13 protein-coding genes and 2 tRNA genes are annotated in these 17,474 nt (G+C 71.4%); 11 read left to right on the top strand and 4 right to left on the bottom strand.

Features of this window, described 5'->3' with window-relative positions:
• Positions 1-22 precede the first annotated feature (22 nt).
• Together WMF36_RS20045 and WMF36_RS20040 are read right to left on the bottom strand one after the other, a co-directional pair.
• Positions 23-610, bottom strand: coding sequence for a response regulator (locus WMF36_RS20045; protein WP_437581221.1), 588 nt, complete (start codon positions 608-610; stop codon positions 23-25).
• Between the two features lie 3 nt (positions 611-613).
• Positions 614-1,525, bottom strand: coding sequence for an NUDIX hydrolase (locus WMF36_RS20040; RefSeq protein WP_437581220.1), 912 nt, complete (start codon positions 1,523-1,525; stop codon positions 614-616).
• Between the two features lie 500 nt (positions 1,526-2,025).
• Between WMF36_RS20040 and WMF36_RS20035 the strand changes: the two genes are divergently transcribed.
• Positions 2,026-2,388 (top strand): TraR/DksA family transcriptional regulator, encoded by a 363-nt coding sequence (locus tag WMF36_RS20035; RefSeq protein WP_437493075.1) that lies wholly within the window; start codon positions 2,026-2,028, stop codon positions 2,386-2,388.
• A gap of 126 nt (positions 2,389-2,514) precedes the next feature.
• Here the strand turns inward: WMF36_RS20035 and uvrA are convergent, their stop codons facing one another.
• A complete protein-coding gene (uvrA, locus tag WMF36_RS20030) occupies positions 2,515-5,484 on the bottom strand; it encodes an excinuclease ABC subunit UvrA (protein WP_437581219.1) in 2,970 nt (989 codons plus the stop codon).
• Positions 5,485-5,775: 291 nt separating this feature from the next.
• On the opposite strand from uvrA, the gene WMF36_RS20025 reads away from it, so the two are divergent.
• The 10 genes from WMF36_RS20025 to WMF36_RS19980 all read left to right on the top strand — a co-directional run bounded on the left by WMF36_RS20025 (position 5,776) and on the right by WMF36_RS19980 (position 15,811).
• A complete protein-coding gene (locus tag WMF36_RS20025; RefSeq protein ID WP_437581218.1) occupies positions 5,776-6,825 on the top strand; it encodes an SUMF1/EgtB/PvdO family nonheme iron enzyme in 1,050 nt (349 codons plus the stop codon).
• A gap of 1 nt (position 6,826) precedes the next feature.
• Positions 6,827-7,816, top strand: a complete 990-nt coding sequence (locus WMF36_RS20020; RefSeq protein ID WP_437581217.1) for a formylglycine-generating enzyme family protein — start codon at positions 6,827-6,829, stop codon at positions 7,814-7,816.
• 261 nt (positions 7,817-8,077) lie between these two features.
• Positions 8,078-8,151 (top strand) — tRNA-Ile (locus WMF36_RS20015).
• Positions 8,152-8,186: 35 nt separating this feature from the next.
• Positions 8,187-8,942, top strand: a complete 756-nt coding sequence (locus WMF36_RS20010) for a zinc ribbon domain-containing protein (protein ID WP_437581216.1) — start codon at positions 8,187-8,189, stop codon at positions 8,940-8,942.
• 13 nt (positions 8,943-8,955) lie between these two features.
• Positions 8,956-10,218, top strand: coding sequence for a serine/threonine-protein kinase (locus WMF36_RS20005; RefSeq protein ID WP_437581215.1), 1,263 nt, complete (start codon positions 8,956-8,958; stop codon positions 10,216-10,218).
• A gap of 212 nt (positions 10,219-10,430) precedes the next feature.
• Entirely contained in the window at positions 10,431-10,907 is a 477-nt protein-coding gene (locus WMF36_RS20000) for a hypothetical protein (protein WP_437493064.1), read from the top strand.
• A 24-nt stretch (positions 10,908-10,931) separates the two neighbouring features.
• Entirely contained in the window at positions 10,932-13,334 is a 2,403-nt protein-coding gene (locus tag WMF36_RS19995; RefSeq protein WP_437581214.1) for a PrkA family serine protein kinase, read from the top strand.
• 8 nt (positions 13,335-13,342) lie between these two features.
• Positions 13,343-14,146 carry a TatD family hydrolase gene (locus tag WMF36_RS19990; RefSeq protein ID WP_437581213.1) on the top strand — a complete coding sequence of 268 codons (804 nt, stop codon included), beginning with the start codon at positions 13,343-13,345 and terminating at the stop codon, positions 14,144-14,146.
• Between the two features lie 67 nt (positions 14,147-14,213).
• Positions 14,214-15,602: an energy transducer TonB gene (locus WMF36_RS19985; protein WP_437581212.1), complete on the top strand. Its 1,389-nt coding sequence runs from the start codon at positions 14,214-14,216 to the stop codon at positions 15,600-15,602.
• 132 nt (positions 15,603-15,734) lie between these two features.
• A tRNA-Met gene (locus tag WMF36_RS19980) sits at positions 15,735-15,811 on the top strand.
• Positions 15,812-15,873: 62 nt separating this feature from the next.
• On the opposite strand, the gene WMF36_RS19975 is transcribed toward WMF36_RS19980, so the two are convergent.
• Positions 15,874-17,418, bottom strand: coding sequence for a L,D-transpeptidase (locus tag WMF36_RS19975; protein ID WP_437581211.1), 1,545 nt, complete (start codon positions 17,416-17,418; stop codon positions 15,874-15,876).
• Positions 17,419-17,474 lie beyond the last annotated feature (56 nt).

The raw sequence follows: 17,474 nt of genomic DNA, 5'->3' as shown, positions 1-17,474 counted from the left end.
GCAGGCGTCGCCCGCGCCGGGATCACCCCCGCTCGAGGCCCATGAGCCGCTCGAGCGAGTCGCGCAGCTCGCTGGCCTCGCCCTTCTTGATGAAGTCGTAGGCGCCGGCCTCGGTGGCGTTCTTCTTCATCTCCTCGTGGTTCGAGTACACGATACAGCGGATGTGCGAGGTCGCGTCGATGGACCGGAGGCGCTCCAGGCAGCGCACCCCGTCGAGGCCCGGCATCATGACGTCCAGGATGAGCGCGTCGGGCTGGAGGTTGCCCACCGCGACGAGGGCGTCGAACGGATCCTGGAACGTGGTCAGGTCGAACCTCCGCGAGAGGGTCTTGCGGAGCGCGGCGAGGACGGCGGGGTCATCGTCGACCACGACGACCTTCGGCTTGCCCATCCGCAGGATCTCCGGGATCGGGTAGCCGTACTTCCGGAGGAAATCGAGCACGTCCAGCCGTCGGAAGCGGAGGTGCCGTCCGGGCGTGCGGAAGTGGCGGATTTCCCCCTTGTCCGCCCAGTTGTGGATGGTCTTGAGGTCCACCTGACAGAAGCGCGCGACGTCGCTCGCGGTGAACAGCTCGGGCTGCGTCGTGTTCTCTTTCGGGTTCGTTTCCATGGCTCACTCCTCGAGATCAGGCGTCGCCGGCACGGAGGGGGCATTCGTCAGGGGGGGGTCGATGCTGGTCGTGGATCTGGGCTCTCGTTCCTGTTTGATGTGGATCGGGGATCCCTGTGCGCAGCATTCTTCGGCGACGAAGCGCCCGTTGCGCAGGACATAACGGGTCGAACCCTCGGTGTGTCGCTCGCGGATCTCGTGCGAAGGGTCGCCCGGCAGCGCCAGGTACGGCGGCTCGGCCCCATCGCCCGGGACGAAGCGCGGACAGATCGGCAGGAGCGGCTGGCGTTCCGCGAGCGCCACGGCGCTGCGCACGTCCGTGACCCCGGAGAGCAGCTCGAGCGTGCGCGAAGTCGGCGGGGCGAGAAAGATCTCGCCACGCTCGGCGCGCTCCAGCACCTCCGAAGGCGCGGCCCAGAAGCTCATCGTCGTCTCGTGCCCGTCGTGGCGCCCGATCTGGCCGCGCGGCAGCGGCAGCAGGAAGAAGCGCGCGTCGAAGCGGCGCGTCTCGGCGACGGGCGTGATCCACCGGGCCCACGGCACGAGCGCCGCGAGGGCGAGCTTCAGGCCACGCCGATCGAGGATCGCGTCGAGCGGCGTCCCGGCGGCAAGCTCCCGCCCGACCGCGTCGATCTCGTCGCCGGACAGCGGCGGATCCGTCGGCAGGATCGCCCCTTCCTCCAGCGTCTCGCGGCACGCCGCCACGCACAGGGATTGCGCCGGCGCCGCGTCTGTCGCGAACGCAGCGGCGCGCGCCGGCGGCGCGGTCGCCCGATCCCTCCAGACTTCCGCGCCGTCCTGCGCGTCCACCTTCCCACCGGGGAACACAACGGCGCCGCCCATGAAGCTCGAGCTCGCGTGGCGGCGGACGCAGAACACCTCGATCCCCGCGCGATCGTCGCGCAGGACGATCACCGTGGCGGCATCGCGAGGTCGGACCGCGGTTCGGTTCTGATCGAAATCCAGCAATATGGGATAAATTTGTTCCACGTGAGCTGTCTTTCGTCAAACCGTCCGCTGCGTCTCATTTCCGGCGTACTCTGCGGTGAGCATGCGGGTTTGGGGCCAAAACAGACGCCTTTTCCGGCGACTCGGGGACTTCCCGCAAGTGCTTTCCATGCTCTCCCGACATCGATGCCGCAGCGAGCGATCGGTCGCGGCCTGGATCGGCGAAACTGCGTTATTTGCCGCGTGGATCGGGCGAACTCTGCCACCGACGGAGGCGTCGTTGACGGGCACGGCGCTCACGCCTAGAATCCCGCGCCTCGCTAATTCGGGGGGCTATCCGGCCTCTCCGGACATGTCGCGGAGCCGTAAGCCCCGTTCCGGCAGCTGGGGGTCAACGCCCCGCGGCTTGCATGCGCCAGGGAGCTCAGATGGCAGCGCCGAACGGCGCATTCGACGCGAGAGGACCTATGAACAAGGCCCAGCTGAAGAAGTTCAAGACCCTGCTTGAGACGAAGCGCGACGAGATCATCAAGAAGGCCAAGCAAACGCTGACCGAGGACATGATGCTCGACGCGAACGATCTCCCTGACGAGATGGATCTCGCGTCGAGCGAGTACCTGCAGTCGTTCACCTTCCGGCTCCGCGGTCGCGAGAAGTCGTTCCTCGACAAGATCCAGAAGGCGCTCTTGAAGATCGAGGACGGCTCGTTCGGTAAGTGCGAGGAGTGCGAGGAGGAGATCTCGGCGAAGCGCCTAGAGGCGCGCCCCGAGACGACCCTCTGCATCCGCTGCAAAGAGGACCAGGAGAGGGTCGAGAAGGATTACGGCTGACGCCGCGCTGCGCGTGAAGGTCCCCGGGTCGGCGGCCTTCACGCGCGGTGGTGCCTCCGCGCCGTCGGGCGTGCGCTCCGCCTCCGGTCCACGTCGTGCGGACCGGGCGGGGCCACGCCCGTTCTGTTATTTGCGGGCCGCGGCGCGGCTGCGCGGGGGCTGCGGGCCGCGGCGCTTGGCCGCGGTGAGCACCTCGCGCAGGTACGCGCCGGTGTACGACGCCTCCTCCTGGGCGATCTCCTCCGGGGTGCCCGCCGCGACGACCGTCCCGCCGCGCTCGCCGCCCTCGGGGCCGAGGTCGATCACCCAGTCGCTGCAGGCGATCACGTCGAGGTTGTGCTCGATCACGAGGACGGTGTTCCCGGCGTCGCGCAGGCTCGTGAGGCTCGCGGTGAGCACCTCGATGTCCGAGAAGTGCAGGCCCGTCGTCGGCTCGTCGAGCACGTAGAGCGTGCGGCCGGTGGCCTTGCGCGCGAGCTCGCGCGCGAGCTTCACGCGCTGCGCCTCGCCGCCCGAGAGCGTCGTCGCGGGCTGACCCAGCGTGATGTAGCCGAGGCCGACCCGCGCGAGCGCAGCGAGCCGCTCCCGGACGCGGGGGAGCGCCTCGAACTGCTCGATCGCCTGCTCGACCGTGAGGTCGAGCGCGTCCGCGATCGACATCCCGCGATAGAGCACCTCGAGCGTCTCGCGGTTGTACCTGCGCCCCCCGCACGTCTCGCACGTGACGAAGATGTCGGGCAGGAAGTGCATCTCGATCCGGAGCACGCCGTCGCCCTGGCACGCCTCGCAGCGGCCGCCCTTCACGTTGAACGAGAAGCGGCCCGCCTTGTACCCGCGCGTCCTCGCCTCCGGGAGGCCCGCGTAGAGCTCGCGGAGGAGCCCGAAGACCCCCGTGTACGTCGCCGGGTTGGATCGCGGCGTGCGGCCGATGGGGGCCTGGTCGATCGAGATCACCTTGTCGATGTGCGAGAGGCCCTCGATGCCGTCACACGCGCCGATCGGGGCGGAGCTCCGGTACAGCTCGTTCTTCGCGGCCGGCAGGAGCGTGTCGACGATGAGGCTCGACTTGCCCGAGCCCGACACGCCGGTGACCGTGCAGAAGAGGCCGACCGGGATCTCGGCCGTCACGTTGCGGAGGTTGTGCGCCCGGGCGCCGGCCACGCGGATGAAGCGCCCGTCGGGCTGCAGGCGCTTCGTGGGGATCGCCAGCTGCTTCTTGCCGCTGAGGTACGGGCCCGTGATCGACGCGGGATCGGCGCTCAGCTCCTCCGGCGTGCCCTGCGCCACCACGTTGCCGCCGTGCACCCCAGCGCCCGGGCCCATGTCCACGACGTGGTCGGCCGCGAGGATGGCGTCGCGGTCGTGCTCGACGACGATCACGGTGTTGCCGAGGTCCACGAGCCGCCGGAGCGCCTCGAGCAGGCGCGTGTTGTCGCGCGCGTGCAGGCCCACCGAGGGCTCGTCGAGCACGTAGAGCACGCCGACGAGCGCGGCCCCGATCTGCGTCGCCAGGCGGATGCGCTGCCCCTCACCGCCGGAGAGCGTCTGCGCGGAGCGGTCCAGCGTGAGGTAGTCGAGCCCGACGTCGATGAGGAAGCCGAGGCGCGCGATCACCGCCCGCAGCAGCGGCTCGGCGATCGCGCGCTCGCGCGGAGCGAGCCCGCTGTCGGCCGGGGCCTCGCCCGCGGCGGCTCGGTCGCCGGAGGGCCGCGGCGCCCCCTCCTTGGGCGGCATGAGCCCATCGAGGAAGACCCGCAGCGTGCGCAGCGGCAGGGTGCCGACGTCCGCGATGTTGCGATCGCCGAGGCGCACGGCGAGCGCCTCCGGGCGCAGGCGCCTGCCGTCGCAGGCATCGCACACCCGCGTGATGACGAAGCGGCCGAGCTCGTCGGAGAGCGCGGCGCTGTCCTCGTCGAGATCGGCCTCCTCCTCGTCGGCGAGGGCGGACTCGCCGCTGCTCAGCAGGCGCTCGAGCCGCGGGATGATCCCCTCGTAGGCCGCCTTCTTCTTCCCCCGTCCGCCGGCGCCCTGGGCGTCGCTCCCGTCGAGGATCGCCTGCCGCACGCCCGCCGGCAGCTTCGCCCAGGGGACGTCCGGATCGCAGCCGAGCGTGCTGACGGCACGCTCGGTCTCCGTCGCGAGCGAGAGCGAGCCGCGGCGCCCCCACGCCACCACGGCGCCCTCGCGGATCGTTCGCCGCGGATCGGGGACCACGCGCTCGGGATCGATGCGGGTCCGCGCGCCGATGCCGTCGCAGGCGGGGCAGGCGCCGTGCGGGCCGTTGAAGGAGAACATCCGCGGCTCGATCGGCGGCAGGGAGATGCCGCAGTCGATGCACGCGAAGCGCTCGCTCATCCAGAGCGGCTCGATCTTCATGCCGTCGCTGGAGATGTCGGCGAGCAGCCTGCCTTCGCCCAGCTTGAGGGCGAGCTCGACCGAGTCGGTGAGCCGACCCTTGATGCCCTCCTTGACCACGATCCGGTCCACGACCACGTCGAGGTCGTGGGCGCGCGTTCGGTCGAGGACGATCTCGTCGCCGAGGTCGACGATCTCGCCGTCGATGCGCGCGCGCACGAACCCCTCGCGGCGCAGCCGCTCGATGTCGAGCTTCAGCTCGCCGCGCCGGCCCCGCGCGATCGGCGCCATGATCGTGACCCGCGTCTTGTCCCCGAGATCGAGGATGCGGTCGACGATCTGCTGCACGGTCTGGGCCTCGATCCGCTTGCCGCACGCGGGACAGTGCGGGGTGCCGACCCGCGCGAAGAGCAGGCGGAGGTAGTCCGAGATCTCGGTCACCGTGCCGACGGTCGAGCGCGGGCTCTTGGCCAGCGCGCGCTGCTCGATCGCGATCGCGGGCGAGAGGCCCTCGATCGACTCCACGTCGGGCTTGGACAGCTGCTCGAGGAACTGCCGCGCGTAGGCGGAGAGCGACTCGACGTAGCGTCGCTGCCCCTCCGCGTAGATGGTGTCGAACGCCAGGGACGACTTGCCCGAGCCGCTCGGACCGGTGATCACCACCAGGCGGTCGCGCGGAAGCGACACGCTGACGTTCTTGAGGTTGTGCTGCCGAGCGCCTCGAACGACCAGTCGATCCATAGGGGGAGCCGGAGAGCTATCACACACGGAAGCGGGCGTGGCGCGCTCCTGCTCGTCGCGCCCCGCTCCCCTGGCGCGTCTCCCCGCTTTCCCGGAGGGCGCGTTGCGTTTCCCGCTCGCTCGACGCGCGCGGCGCGTCTTCCCGCTCTTCCGGCGCGCAGCGCGTCGAGACGCACCGCGCCGGACATGGTCTTCCGGATGTCTTGCAATTCTTCTCACGTCGCTGTGCCGCGAGCTGGATTATGAGGGGGCGCGCGGGGTGACGTGGAAGCGCAACCAAGGAGTCTCTTGATGGCGGTCGGCGCCGGTGCTGCGCTCGGTGCGGTCGCGCTCCTGGCGCGGTACGCCCCCGAGCTGGACGCGCTGCTGCTCATGCCGCCCGCTCCACCCGGGCGCTCCGGAGCCCTTCCTGCCGCGCCGCGTTCCATGGGGCCCGCGGCGCCGGCCTCCCCCTCGCCCGGCGCGCCCGCTCGCCCGGGAGAGCCGGCGTCGTCCGCTCCGGGCTCGCCCCCCGGGCCTGCCCCGCTTCCGCGGGGCGCGACCCCGCCGGCCTCCGCGGCCCCGCTCGTCGATCCCTTCGCGGACGATCCGGTGGCGCGCGCCGCGTGTCCGGCCGACATGACCCTCGTGGACGGCGATTTTTGCCCGTCTCTCCCGTATGTCTGCGCTCGCGCCGGCGACGGGATCGGCCACGGCTGCGCCGAGTACGCGCGCGGCGCGCGCTGCCGGGCGACCGTGGACCCCCGGCGCTTCTGCATCGACCGCCACGAGTGGCCGAACCGGGTCGGCGAGCTCCCGCGCGTCTATGTCGACTGGTACGAGGCGAAGTCGCTCTGCGCCTCGAGCGGCAAGCGGCTCTGCCGGCGCTCCGAGTGGATCCTCGCTTGCGAAGGACCGAAGCGCCTGCCTTATCCTTGGGGATTCGTGCGCACGCCCAGCCCCTGCAACATCGATCGCGCGGCGATCGCGTTCGACATCGACGCGATGACGGACGAGGCGACCCGCGAGGGCGAGATCACCCGGCTGTGGCAGGCCGATCCGATCGGGTCGCACCCGAGCTGCATCAGCGCCTACGGGGCGTACGACCTGTCCGGCAACGTCGACGAGTGGACCGACAACCTCGCCGATGATCCGGGCACGCCGCGCCCGGCCACGCTCAACGGCGGCTACTGGGGCCCCGTGCGGAACACGTGCCGCCTCACGACGGGGGGGCACGGGCCGACCTTCAGGTTCTACCAGGCCGGCTTCCGTTGCTGCGCGGACACGGTGGACGGCGTCGTCACGCCGCCGCCGCGGCCGTTCATCGAGCGCGACCGCGAGAAGGACGGCGTGTACGACTGACATGCGCGAGCGCCTCGCTTTCGTCGCTGCCCTCGTCGTCGCCGCCCTGGTGAGCGCGCTCCTCTTCGCCCCGCGCTTGCAGCGGCGGCCGGAGCCGCTCGACCTTGCGAGCGCGGCGCCGCCGGTGAGCGTCCCCGCGCCGGAGCCAGCGCCGGCGCCGCCCGCGCTCGCGCCTCCTCCGCCCCCGCCGCTCCCTGCGTACGTGCGCGTCAACCCTGCGAGCGCCACGGCGTGCCTCGATGGGATGGTGCTCGTCGACGGCATCTACTGCCCCTACGTCGGGCACCACTGCGCGGCGTACATCGACGAGGAGAAGGATATCTGCGCGCGGTTCGAGCCCGAAGTCCTCTGCGAGGGGCGCCTCCAGCACCGGCGCTTCTGCGTCGACGTGTTCGAGTACCCGAACATCGAGGGCGTCCACCCGGCGGTGATGGTCAACTGGCTGGATGCGAAGCGCGCCTGCGAGATCGAGGGCAAGCGGCTCTGCTCGGGCGAGGAGTGGGAGTTCGCGTGCGAGGGCCCGCAAATGTGGCCCTATCCCTATGGAATCGCTCGTGATCCCGAGGCCTGCAACATCGACAGGAAGATCGCGATGCCCGTGCTCGAGACGTTCTCCGACCCCTGGAAGATCTCGGCGGAGGTCGAGCGGCTCGACCGCCGGGTCGCGTCCGGCGAGATGCATCGGTGCGTGAGCCCCTTCGGCGTGCGCGACATGACCGGCAACGTCGACGAGTGGGTCAACAACGAGCTGGGCAAGCTGGACGAGAAGCCGTTTCGATCGACGCTGAAAGGCGGGTACTGGGGGCCGATCCGCTCGCGGTGCCGCCCGGTCACCTCGACGCACAACCGGTGGTTCCGCTTCTATCAGGTCGGGTTCCGGTGCTGCGCCGACGCGCTCGACGGGGGCAAGGCCGTGGCGCCCGCCGCCAAGACGGCCCGCATCCCGCACCGCAGCCCGATGGTCGATCCGGGCGGGCGGCAGGGGCCGTGAGCGGATCGCCGCCCGGGCGGGCCTGGCGCGGGTGGCTGCGCGCGCTGTCGCGGCGCGCCGGCCGTGGATGGCGCGCCTCCGCCGCGCGGCGCGCCGCCCGCGGCCGGCGCTGTCGTGAGGGCGATCCACCCCGGACCGCCGTGGCGCCGCCGAGAACCGGTGGCGGCCGAACCGCTCCCCTTCCAACTGCGCGCGGCTTGGACTACGTTGTCGGCCGGTGCGAAAGTGCGCGGACCCGATCGGGGCTTCGCTCGTGCACCAGGGCCTATAGCTCAATCGGTCAGAGCCCCCGGCTCATAACCGGGCTGTTCCTGGTTCGAGTCCAGGTGGGCCCACGAAAGCCACGAAACACAAGGAGACAAGGAAGCACGTGAGCATCCGCGAGCAGATCGCATTCCTCGAAGAGCTGTCGGCCATCGACAGCGAGATCCGCCGCATCGATGAGCAGCTCGACAAACAGCGCGGCAGCCTGGAAGGGATGCGGTCCGAGCTGAAGCGGCTAGAGGAGCGGCTGAAGGCCGATCGGGAAACCCTGGCGACCATGGAGAAGACACGCTCCGAGCTCCTCATCGAGTTCCGCCAGATGTCGAACCAGATCGAGCGCTCGCGGGAGAAGCTGCAACGCTCCCGCAACGAGCGCGAGTCGAACGCAGCGCAGCGCGAGATCGAGGAGCTGCGCAAGCTGCACCGCGATCGCGAGGAAGAGATCGAGCGCCTGAACTCGGCCTCCGAGGGCGCACGCGTGGCGATCGAGCAAGCGGAGGCGAAGCGCGTCGAGCTCTCGGGGGCGATCGACGGCAGCGCGCCGGGGACGCAGGCGTCGCTGGCCGCGCTCGAGGCCGAGCGCGCGCAACGCGCCGAGGCGCGCCAGCAGGTGGTCAGCAAGCTGCCGGTCGTCCTGTACCGTCGCTACGAGTCGATCCGCACTCGCAGGCCCGTCGCGATCGCCCGCACCTACGACGGCACGTGCCTCGGCTGCCACCTGTCTGTGCCGCCGATGATATTCCAGAAGATGCGCCGCCAGGACGAGTTCGAGCGGTGCCCTAACTGCAACCGGATCCTCTACTACATGCCGCCAGAGCCCGCGTCGGGCAGCTCGCCGCCCGCGGACCCCTCCCGCGCCTGACCCCGGGTGCGGATTGAAGACCTGCTCCGCCTGCTTCAGGCTCTTTTCGCATGACAGCGGCTTCTGCCCGGTCGATGGGCAGCGCCTCATCCCGGTCGCCCAGGCTTCGCCGCCGAGGCACCGGGAGGACCGGCGCGTCGGCGCGACCCTCTGCGGCGGGCGCTACCAGGTCTGGCGCATCGTCGCGGACGGGGGCATGGGGCGCGTCTACCAGGCGCTCGATCTCCAGGTCGGCCGCAGCGTCGCCCTGAAGATCCTCCACCCCGAGGTCGCGCTCGACGAGGTGAGCGTCGAGCGCTTCCACCGCGAGTTCCAGGTCAGCGCGTCGCTGCCCCACGAGCACATCGTCGAGGTGCTCGCCTTCGAGAGGACCGAGGACCACAGCTTCGCGCTGGTCATGGAGTACCTCGAGGGGGAGGAGTTGCGGACGGTCCTGAAGCGCGACAAGGTGCTCCCCCCCGAGCGCCTGGTGCGGATGCTGTCGCAGGTCGCGCTCGGCCTCGTGGAGGCCCACGAGCGCAAGGTCGTGCACCGCGATCTCAAGCCGGACAACATCTTCCTCGTCGGCACGCACGACGGCGACCGGGTGAAGATCCTCGACTTCGGCAGCGTGCGCGACAACAGCGAGGGCGCGAAGAAGCTGACCGTCGTCGGCACGACGATCGGCTCGCCCTTCTACATGTCGCCCGAGCAGGCGCAGGGGCTGCTCGCGCTCGATCATCGCGCCGACGTCTGGTCGGTCGCGGCGATCGTGTTCGAGTGCGTCACGGGGCGTGTCCCGTTCCAAGCGTCGACCGGCCCGATGATCCTCGTCAGCATCATGGGCAGCAACCCGCTGCCCCCGAGCGAGGCGGGCAAGGCGTACGGGGTGCCCGCCTCGCTCGATCCGGTGATGGAGGCGGCGTTCATGAAGAGCCCGGAGGCGCGCCTCCCGTCCGTCGGTCTGCTGGCCGATCGCGTCGGTCAGGCGTACGGCCTCGCGGGGTCTCACCGCGACTGGGCGTGCATGCCGCAGAAGGAGCTCGCGGCGCAGATCCGCGCCGCGATGCCCGCTGTCCTGGCCCGCCACGAACAAGGCTCCGCGCGCGCGGCCGTCGCCGGCGCAGGGCGACCGCCCGTCGCCGCGGTCGCCGCACCGTCGCCGGGAGCCGCCGACGCGTTCGCCGAGGATATCGTGATGGGGGTGCCCCAGCGCGTGCCGCGGTGGGTCGTCCCCGCGGTGGCCAGCGCGGCCGTGCTGCTCTGCGCGCTCGTTGCCCTGCTGATCGCGCGCTGAGATGTCGCGCTGGAGACGCGCCCGCCCGGCGCCGCAGCGCGTGAAGACGTGCATCGCCGCAGCGCGTGAGCCCCGCCAGCGCCGCGGCGCGGTGCGCCCGTCCTCACGGGCGCCGGGAGCCCCCGGTTCGCGCGGACGTCGCCGCTGTGTTATTTGTGTTGACCATGAGCACTCATCCTTCAACTCGGACCCGCAAGCCCCGTTCCGCCGCGATGTGCCTGATCGCACTCTCCGGGCTCGCCGTCCTCGGCTCGGGCTGTAGCCAGAGCGAAGCGGCGACCTCCCGCGGCGCCGCCGATGTGCCTGCGGCATCACCCCAGGGCGGAAAGTCGAAGGTCGAGGATGCGGTCTACACCCTCGAGATGAAGCCGGCGGGGACGTACAAGGCCGGCCAGGAGGGGGTCGTCGAGGTCTCGCTCCTGTCGAAGGGCGACTACCACATCAACGACAAGTACCCCATCAAGTTCAAGGTCGCTGAGGCGGCCGCCGAGGGCGTCACGTACCCGAAGCCCTTGCTCAAGCGAGAAGACGGCGCGTTCGAGGAGAACAAGGGCACCCTCAAGGTTCCGTTCGTCGCGGCCAAGAAGGGCAAGACCAAGGTGGCGGGCGTGCTCTCCTTCAGCATCTGCAGCGCCGCGAATTGCCTGATGCAGAAGCAGGAGCTCGAGGCGGTCATCGACGTGCAGTAGGCACAACGGTAAACTCGGCCCCACGTGAATAACGACACCTCAGGTAGCCGGGGGGGCCAGCCCAGCGAGGTCGGCCCCAGCCAGACAGTTCAAGGCAGTGCAGCCGAGCGGGCCCGAAAGGCCCTCTCCGAGCTCGACACCATCGCCTCATCGATGGCCCGGCGCTTCAGCGAGGAGCAGCGGGTCCTCTCCTTCCAGCAGTACCTCGAGCTGTTCGCTTCCAATCCGGTCCGCTTCGGGCGCGACGCGGCTCGCTACGTCCGCGACATGTTCGATCACTTCGGCACGCGGACGATCAAGAAGCCCTGGGGTGAGCTGACGCGCTTCCAGCTGTTCGATCTCCCGTGGGAGCTCCCTCCGACCGGGCCGGAGCAGCAGGGCGCGACGGCGTCGGCCGCCTACCACGGGCGGGATTTCGCGCTGATCGGCCACGAAGAGCTCCAGGCCGAGGTCTACCGGGTGCTCTGCAACTTCGTGCGCGAGGGCAGGGCCAACCGGCTCGTCCTGATGCACGGGCCGAACGGATCGGCGAAGAGCACGCTCGCCGCCTGCATGCTGCGCGCCCTGGAGCACTACTCGACGCTCGACGAGGGCGCCGTGTACCGCTTCCACTGGGTGTTCCCGAGCCGCAAGACGATGCGCGGCTCGATCGGCTTCGGCGGCGACGTGAAGGCGAGCGCCGCGGACGGCACGAGCTACGCCCACCTCGAGGACGATCAGATCGACGCCCGGCTCGTGATCGAGCTCAGGGACCACCCGCTCTTCCTGCTCCCGGTGCGCGAGCGGCGGGTGCTCATCCTGAAGCTCTACGAGGACGCCGGCGCGGCGGAGCCGCCGCCCGAGTGGCTGATGAGCGGCAAGCTGTCCCACAAGAACCAGCAGGTCTTCGAGGCGCTCCTCGTGGCGAGCGGCGGCTCGCTCGTCGAGACGCTGCGGCACGTCCAGGTCGAGCGGTACTTCATCTCGCGCCACTACCGCGTCGGCGCCGTCACGATCGGCCCGGAGCTCTCGGTCGACGCCGGCGAGCGGCAGATCACGGCAGATCGCTCGCTCGCCTCGCTCCCGACCTCGCTTCAGGCCACGACGCTCTTCGAGGCGCACGGCGAGCTCATCGAGGCCGCCGGGGGCGTGCTCGAGTTCAGCGATCTCCTGAAGCGCCCGCTCGACGCCTTCCGCTACCTCCAGCTCACGCTGGAGACGGGCGAGGTCAGCCTTCCGCAGCAGACGGTGCAGACGAACGTCGTCATGATCGGCAGCGCCAACGACGTGCACCTCAACGCCTTCCGGGAGCACCCGGAGTTCCCGAGCTTCCGCGGGCGCTTCGAGTTCCTGCGCGCGCCCTATCTCCGGAGCTACCTCGACGAGCAGACGATCTACGACGCGCAGATCGTCCCGTTCGTGACCCGCCACGTCGCCCCGCATGCGACGCGCGTCGCCGCGCAGTTCGCCGTGCTCACCCGCATGCGTCAGCCGGAGGCGAAGCGGTACCCCGACGCGCTCGCGCCGCTCGTCTCGAGCCTCACCGCCGTCGAGAAGATGGAGCTGTTCGCGACGGGGACGGCGCCGGAGCGGTTTGACGTCGAGGCGCAGAAGGTCCTGCGCGCGGGCATCGAGGCCATCTACCACGAGAGCGATGCGTCCGTGGACTTCGAGGGGCGGCTCGGCGTCTCGCCGCGCGAGGTGCGGTCGCTCCTGCTCGACGCGGCGCAGAGCGTGGATCACGCGTGCCTCTCGCCGTTCGCCGTCCTGTCGGAGCTCGACGCGCTCTGCAAGCGGCAGGCGGAGTACGACTGGCTCAAGGAGAAGCAGCTCGCGGGCGGCTACCACGACCACCGGCTCTTCCGCGAGGTGGTGCGCACGCGCCTGCTCGACACGCTCGAGGAGGAGATGCGGACGGCCAGCGGCCTCGTCGACGAGACCCGCTACGCCGAGCTGTTCGATCGGTACATCTCCCACGTCGGCGTCTGGGTGAAGGGGGAGAAGATCCGGAACCCGCACACCGGCGACTTCGAGAACCCGGACGAGCGCATGATGCGCGAGGTGGAGGCGCTGCTCGGCGTCCGCACGAAGCACGACGATCACCGGCGCGGTTTGATCTCGGCGATCGCCGCGTGGGCCATCGACCACCCGGGCCAGAAGATCGTGAACGCGGTCGTGTTCCCGCAGCAGATCCGCAAGGTGCGGGAGGCGGTGTTCATGGAGCGGCGCAAGGGCGTGGCGCTGCTCGTCCGCGACCTGGTCGCGCTCCTCCGCGACGCGCAGAGCGACGGCAAGTCGGACAAGGGCTGGGGCGAGCTGCGCGAGGAGGAGCGCAGGAACGCGACGCGCGCGCTGGAGCGGCTGCGCGGGATGGGCTACTGCGACCGCTGCGCGCTCGACGCAGCGAGCGCGCTGCTCCGCGCGCGCTTCGCGGAGCTCGTCACCTGAGCCGAAGCATGCTCATCGACTCGCACTGCCACGTCGATCCGCAGCATTTCCGCGAGGGCGCGGACGCCGTCCTCGACCGCGCGCGGGCCGCCGGCGTCGACGCGTTCGTGGTCGTCGGCGTCGACGCCGATCTCTCGGCGGCGCGCTTCGCCGCGGATCTCGCGGCGCGGCGCGCCGACGTGCACGCCGCGGTCGGCGTCCATCCGCACGACGCCTCCGCCTTGGACGACAGGATGCTCGCGGAGATCGAGGTGCTCGCGCGCCGCCCCGAGGTCGTGGCCGTCGGCGAGATCGGCCTCGACTACCACTACATGCACTCGCCCAGGGACACACAGCAGCGCGTCTTCGCCGAGCTCGTCGCCCTCGCGCGGAGGGTCGAGAAGCCGATCGTCATCCACACGCGCGAGGCGCCGGAGGACACGCTCGCGATCCTGGAGCGCGCAGGGGCGAGCGACGTGGGCGGCATCATCCATTGCTTCTCCGAGGATCGCGCGTTCGCCGAGCGGGCGCTCGCGCTCGACTTCGACATCTCGTTCTCCGGCATCGTCACCTTCAAGAGCGCGCGCGCGATCCAGGAGGTCGCCGCGTGGGCTCCCGGCGACCGGATCCTGGTCGAGACCGACAGCCCCTACCTCGCGCCCGTGCCGTTCCGCGGAAAGCGGTGCGAGCCAGGGCACGTGCTGCACACGGCCCGCTTCGTCGCGGAGCTCCGGGGCGAGCCCTTCGAGGCGCTGGCCGCGCGCACCGCGGAGAACACCCGCCGGCGGCTGCGGCTCCCGAAGGCCGACGCGTTCGCCTCGCTCACCGCCTGAGACGAGCCCGCGCCTGCGGCGCCTCCGGGCTCGCCTCGTGCGAGTTTCAAGGCATAGTGAGAGGACGATGGCGCAGAGGTCACGCGACGGCCGCCGGATCGCATCCGCGTGGGCGCTCTCCGTCGCTGCCCACGCCGGGCTCGTCGGGGCAGGCGCGGTGGTCGTCGCGGGCTCGCTCTCGGCGCGGGACGTGACGCTCGCGCGCACGGTCGGAGCGCCGGCGGCGATGAGCGCGCCGATCGAGATCGACCTGCCCGTGGTCTCGGACGGCACGCTCGACAGCGCCGCTGCGATCGCGCCCGAGCTGCCCGCGAGCCTGACGCGGGGCGGAGGGGAAGCCGCGGCGCGGCCGGACACGGGCACGAGCGGCCGCGGCGGCACCGAGGCGGCCGAGCTGCCCGCGCTGAACCTCGCCGACAGGGACGACGCGACCTTCCTGTCTCCCGAGGTCCGCTCGCGCCTCGACAGGAGCCAGATCCAGCGCATCCGCTCGTCGTCCCATCGCGCGTCGCGCGAGGACTGGCGAGCCAGCCGGGAGCCCATGGAGCTCACGTTCCTCGCGGGCGGCCGCGTCGGCAGCCGGGCCGAGCGACGGGCCGCGGCCGAGCGCGATCCGTCGGTCGGCGCGCGCGACGGCGGGGCGCCCGAGCGTCGGGGCAGCGCGCTCGGCGCAGCTGCCCGGCCCGCGGGCGTCGAGAGCGAGGTCGACGTGTCCGGCGCACCCGGCGCGACGCTGTCCCTCGGAGCGAGCCCGCGCGCGGTCGGCGGGGCCGTGGAGGGCGGCGAGCGCTCGTCCGCGGGGCTGGGCGTGCGCGACGGGCGGCCCGGCGCGGATCATCGCGACAGCGCGGCGGTCCCGCTGGCGCGGCCGAGGGTCGCCGTGGGCACGCCCTCGGTCCCCGCCGACGTCGCGGGGCGCCCGAGCGACACGGTCGACAGCGAGCAGGAGGTGGCGACCGCGATCCAGTCGCTCGTCCATGCCAGCTCGGCCGGTGGCGCGCGCGGGCTCGGTCCGGGCGGAGAGGCGGGGCCGGGCGCGATCGGATCGGGCGGCGTGGCAGGCCGCGGATCGCGCTCCAGCGCGCTCGGCTCGGGGCGCGGCCGGCTGCTCGACAACGACCCGCTCGATCGCCGGCGCAACCTCTACATGCGGCAGATCATGGCCAAGCTGCACCCGCTCTGGGCTGACGCGTTCCCCAAGTGGGCTGCGGGCGAGGGGCTCCAGGGGACCGTGATCGTGACGTTCGTGATCCGCGCGGACGGGACGATGGAGAGCGCGTCGGTGACGCGGCCGAGCGGCATCCCCGAGTTCGACGAGAACTGCCGGCGCGCGGTGCTGCGCGGCGCACCGTACCCGCCGGTGCCCCCCGAGCTCGGCGAGAGCTTTCGGTGGTCGATGCCGTTCGAGGCGAGGAACCCCGCCGTCCTGCCGAAGCACCCCGCCCGCGATCGATGAGTCGATGCGGTCGATGCGGTCGATGCGATCGATGCGATCGATGAGCCCGACGCGTCTCGACGGCGGGGTCGCAAGGGCGAGACATCGCTTGACAGGCTGGGAACGGAGCGGTACTAGTCCGCCCTCACTTTTGCCGAAGTAGCTCAGCTGGCCAGAGCAGGCGTTTCATACGCGCCGGGTCGGGGGTTCGAGTCCCTCCTTCGGCACCAGCAATGGTGACAGTCGGCCGCTGGCCTCCCTGACCTCAGGGCCAGCGTTTGCGACGAGCTCCTCAAGGCCGGACGTGGACGAGGGATCCTTCCTCGCCGCTGCTGTGCACGGCGTGCCAGCCGTCGGGGAGCGCCGGTTCGGCCCACAGGAAGATGCGCCGCGCATCGACGGGCGTCAGCGCGATGTCGTGGAAGCCTTGCGCTTCGCCGACCCCGGCGCCCCAGTACATGCCGGTGATCGCGTTGCCCGGCGCGAAGTCCATCACCCAGGGGGCGTCGGCGACGTCGAAGCTGTCGGCCACCTCGCGCGGGTCGATGTTGCGCGTCACGTGCTTGCTCCGCACGCGGAAGGTGCCGCGCGCCGTGGACGCGCTCGATGCGGGATCGCGGAGCTGATCGCGTCCGGAAGAGATCAGCGTGGCGTAGATCGGCTTCTGCCCCTCGTAAGCCGTCAGGGTCTGGTTGGCCAGGCTGACGTCGAGCCAGCGCTGCGAGCCCTTGGCGAACTCGGGGAGCTTGGCGCGCCGCACGATGACGACGAGATCCTGAGAGCGCAGCCAGAAACCGTCGCGCGCCTCCTCGAAGCGGACGCCGGCCACCGTCCTGAACTTGCCCGTGAGCGGCACGCCCGTGTGCCGCTCGAGCTCCTCCTCGTCGGGAGTCGCCTTGCCGCGGCCGATCGACCACGTGTTGACGTCGTGGCGATGCACGAACGCCACGGGCAGCCCGATCTTCTCGACGTCGAGGCCGTGCCACGGCGAGCCGAGCGCGGCCTGTAGCCGATCGGTCGGGATGAGCCGGCCGTCCGGCGTCACGCCGAGCCTGCGGCCGTCGGTCTCTCCCGCCGTGAAGGTGCGGGTGATCGCGACCCCGCTGCCCTTGCGCAGCGCCACCGTCTTCATCGCGGAGCGCAGATCGACGGGCGCGCCATCCTTCGCGCCGAGCTCGATGCCGAGCGCGGCGAGGGGTGGGAGCGGCGCGATCGCGTCGGCGAGCGGGAAGAGAAAGTATCCGGACTCGGTCCTCCGCCCGTCCTCGCCGACGCCGTCTCGCTGCGGCAGCAGCACCGGCGGTCCGGTGGCGACGCCGCGCTCATCCAGCGGGACGTCGTTGGCCGACGCGCCGAGCTGCGTGTCGCTGCGCTGCACGCGCTCGAGATGGCGCTCGAGATCCGGCTCGGCGTGCCGCAGCTCCTCGCTGCTCGGCACCCCGAAGTACGCCGGGGTTCCCTGGGTCCGCGCGCGCCCGTAGCGGTAGGGAAGGGGCCGCGACAGATCGGGCGGCGCCGGCAGCACCGCGACCGCGTCGGTGTGCAGCGTCGCGCCGTCGCCCGCGCAGACGAAGCCGCGGGGGCGGATCGCGTACCACCCTCCGCTGCACCCCGCGCGTCCGTACGGCTCCACGGACCGCACGACGGCGGCGCCGGGATAGAGCTCTCCGAGCCTGCGCGCGCCTGACTGCGGGCGCGCGAGCACGGGCGTCCCCGCGCGGAGCGCGATCAGCTTGGGCCCGTCCGCGGGCAGCGCGACGACCTGGAGCTCGCCGCCGTCGCCCGCCTCGTCCTTCGACAGCTCCACCGATGCGCCTGCCGCCTTGCAACCGGACATGGCCAGCACGACGATCAGGCCTGCGAGCCCGTCGAGAAGACGCGGTCGGGCACCGC

It is taken from the genome of Sorangium sp. So ce887 (assembly GCF_051521455.1).
GTDB lineage: Bacteria > Myxococcota_A > Polyangia > Polyangiales > Polyangiaceae > Sorangium.
The sequence above is the reverse complement of the archived record's forward strand: the minus strand, read 5'-3'. Positions and strand labels throughout refer to the sequence as shown.

Coding starts and splice junctions, on each gene's coding strand:
- WMF36_RS20025 (WP_437581218.1), top strand. CDS start 5,776: ATGGCGGTCGGCGCCGGTGCTGCGCTCGGTGCGGTCGCGCTCCTGGCG.
- WMF36_RS20020 (WP_437581217.1), top strand. CDS start 6,827: ATGCGCGAGCGCCTCGCTTTCGTCGCTGCCCTCGTCGTCGCCGCCCTG.
- WMF36_RS19975 (WP_437581211.1), bottom strand. CDS start 17,418: ATGTCCGGTTGCAAGGCGGCAGGCGCATCGGTGGAGCTGTCGAAGGAC.
- WMF36_RS19985 (WP_437581212.1), top strand. CDS start 14,214: ATGGCGCAGAGGTCACGCGACGGCCGCCGGATCGCATCCGCGTGGGCG.
- WMF36_RS19990 (WP_437581213.1), top strand. CDS start 13,343: ATGCTCATCGACTCGCACTGCCACGTCGATCCGCAGCATTTCCGCGAG.
- WMF36_RS20035 (WP_437493075.1), top strand. CDS start 2,026: ATGAACAAGGCCCAGCTGAAGAAGTTCAAGACCCTGCTTGAGACGAAG.
- WMF36_RS20045 (WP_437581221.1), bottom strand. CDS start 610: ATGGAAACGAACCCGAAAGAGAACACGACGCAGCCCGAGCTGTTCACC.
- WMF36_RS20000 (WP_437493064.1), top strand. CDS start 10,431: ATGTGCCTGATCGCACTCTCCGGGCTCGCCGTCCTCGGCTCGGGCTGT.
- uvrA (WP_437581219.1), bottom strand. CDS start 5,484: ATGGATCGACTGGTCGTTCGAGGCGCTCGGCAGCACAACCTCAAGAAC.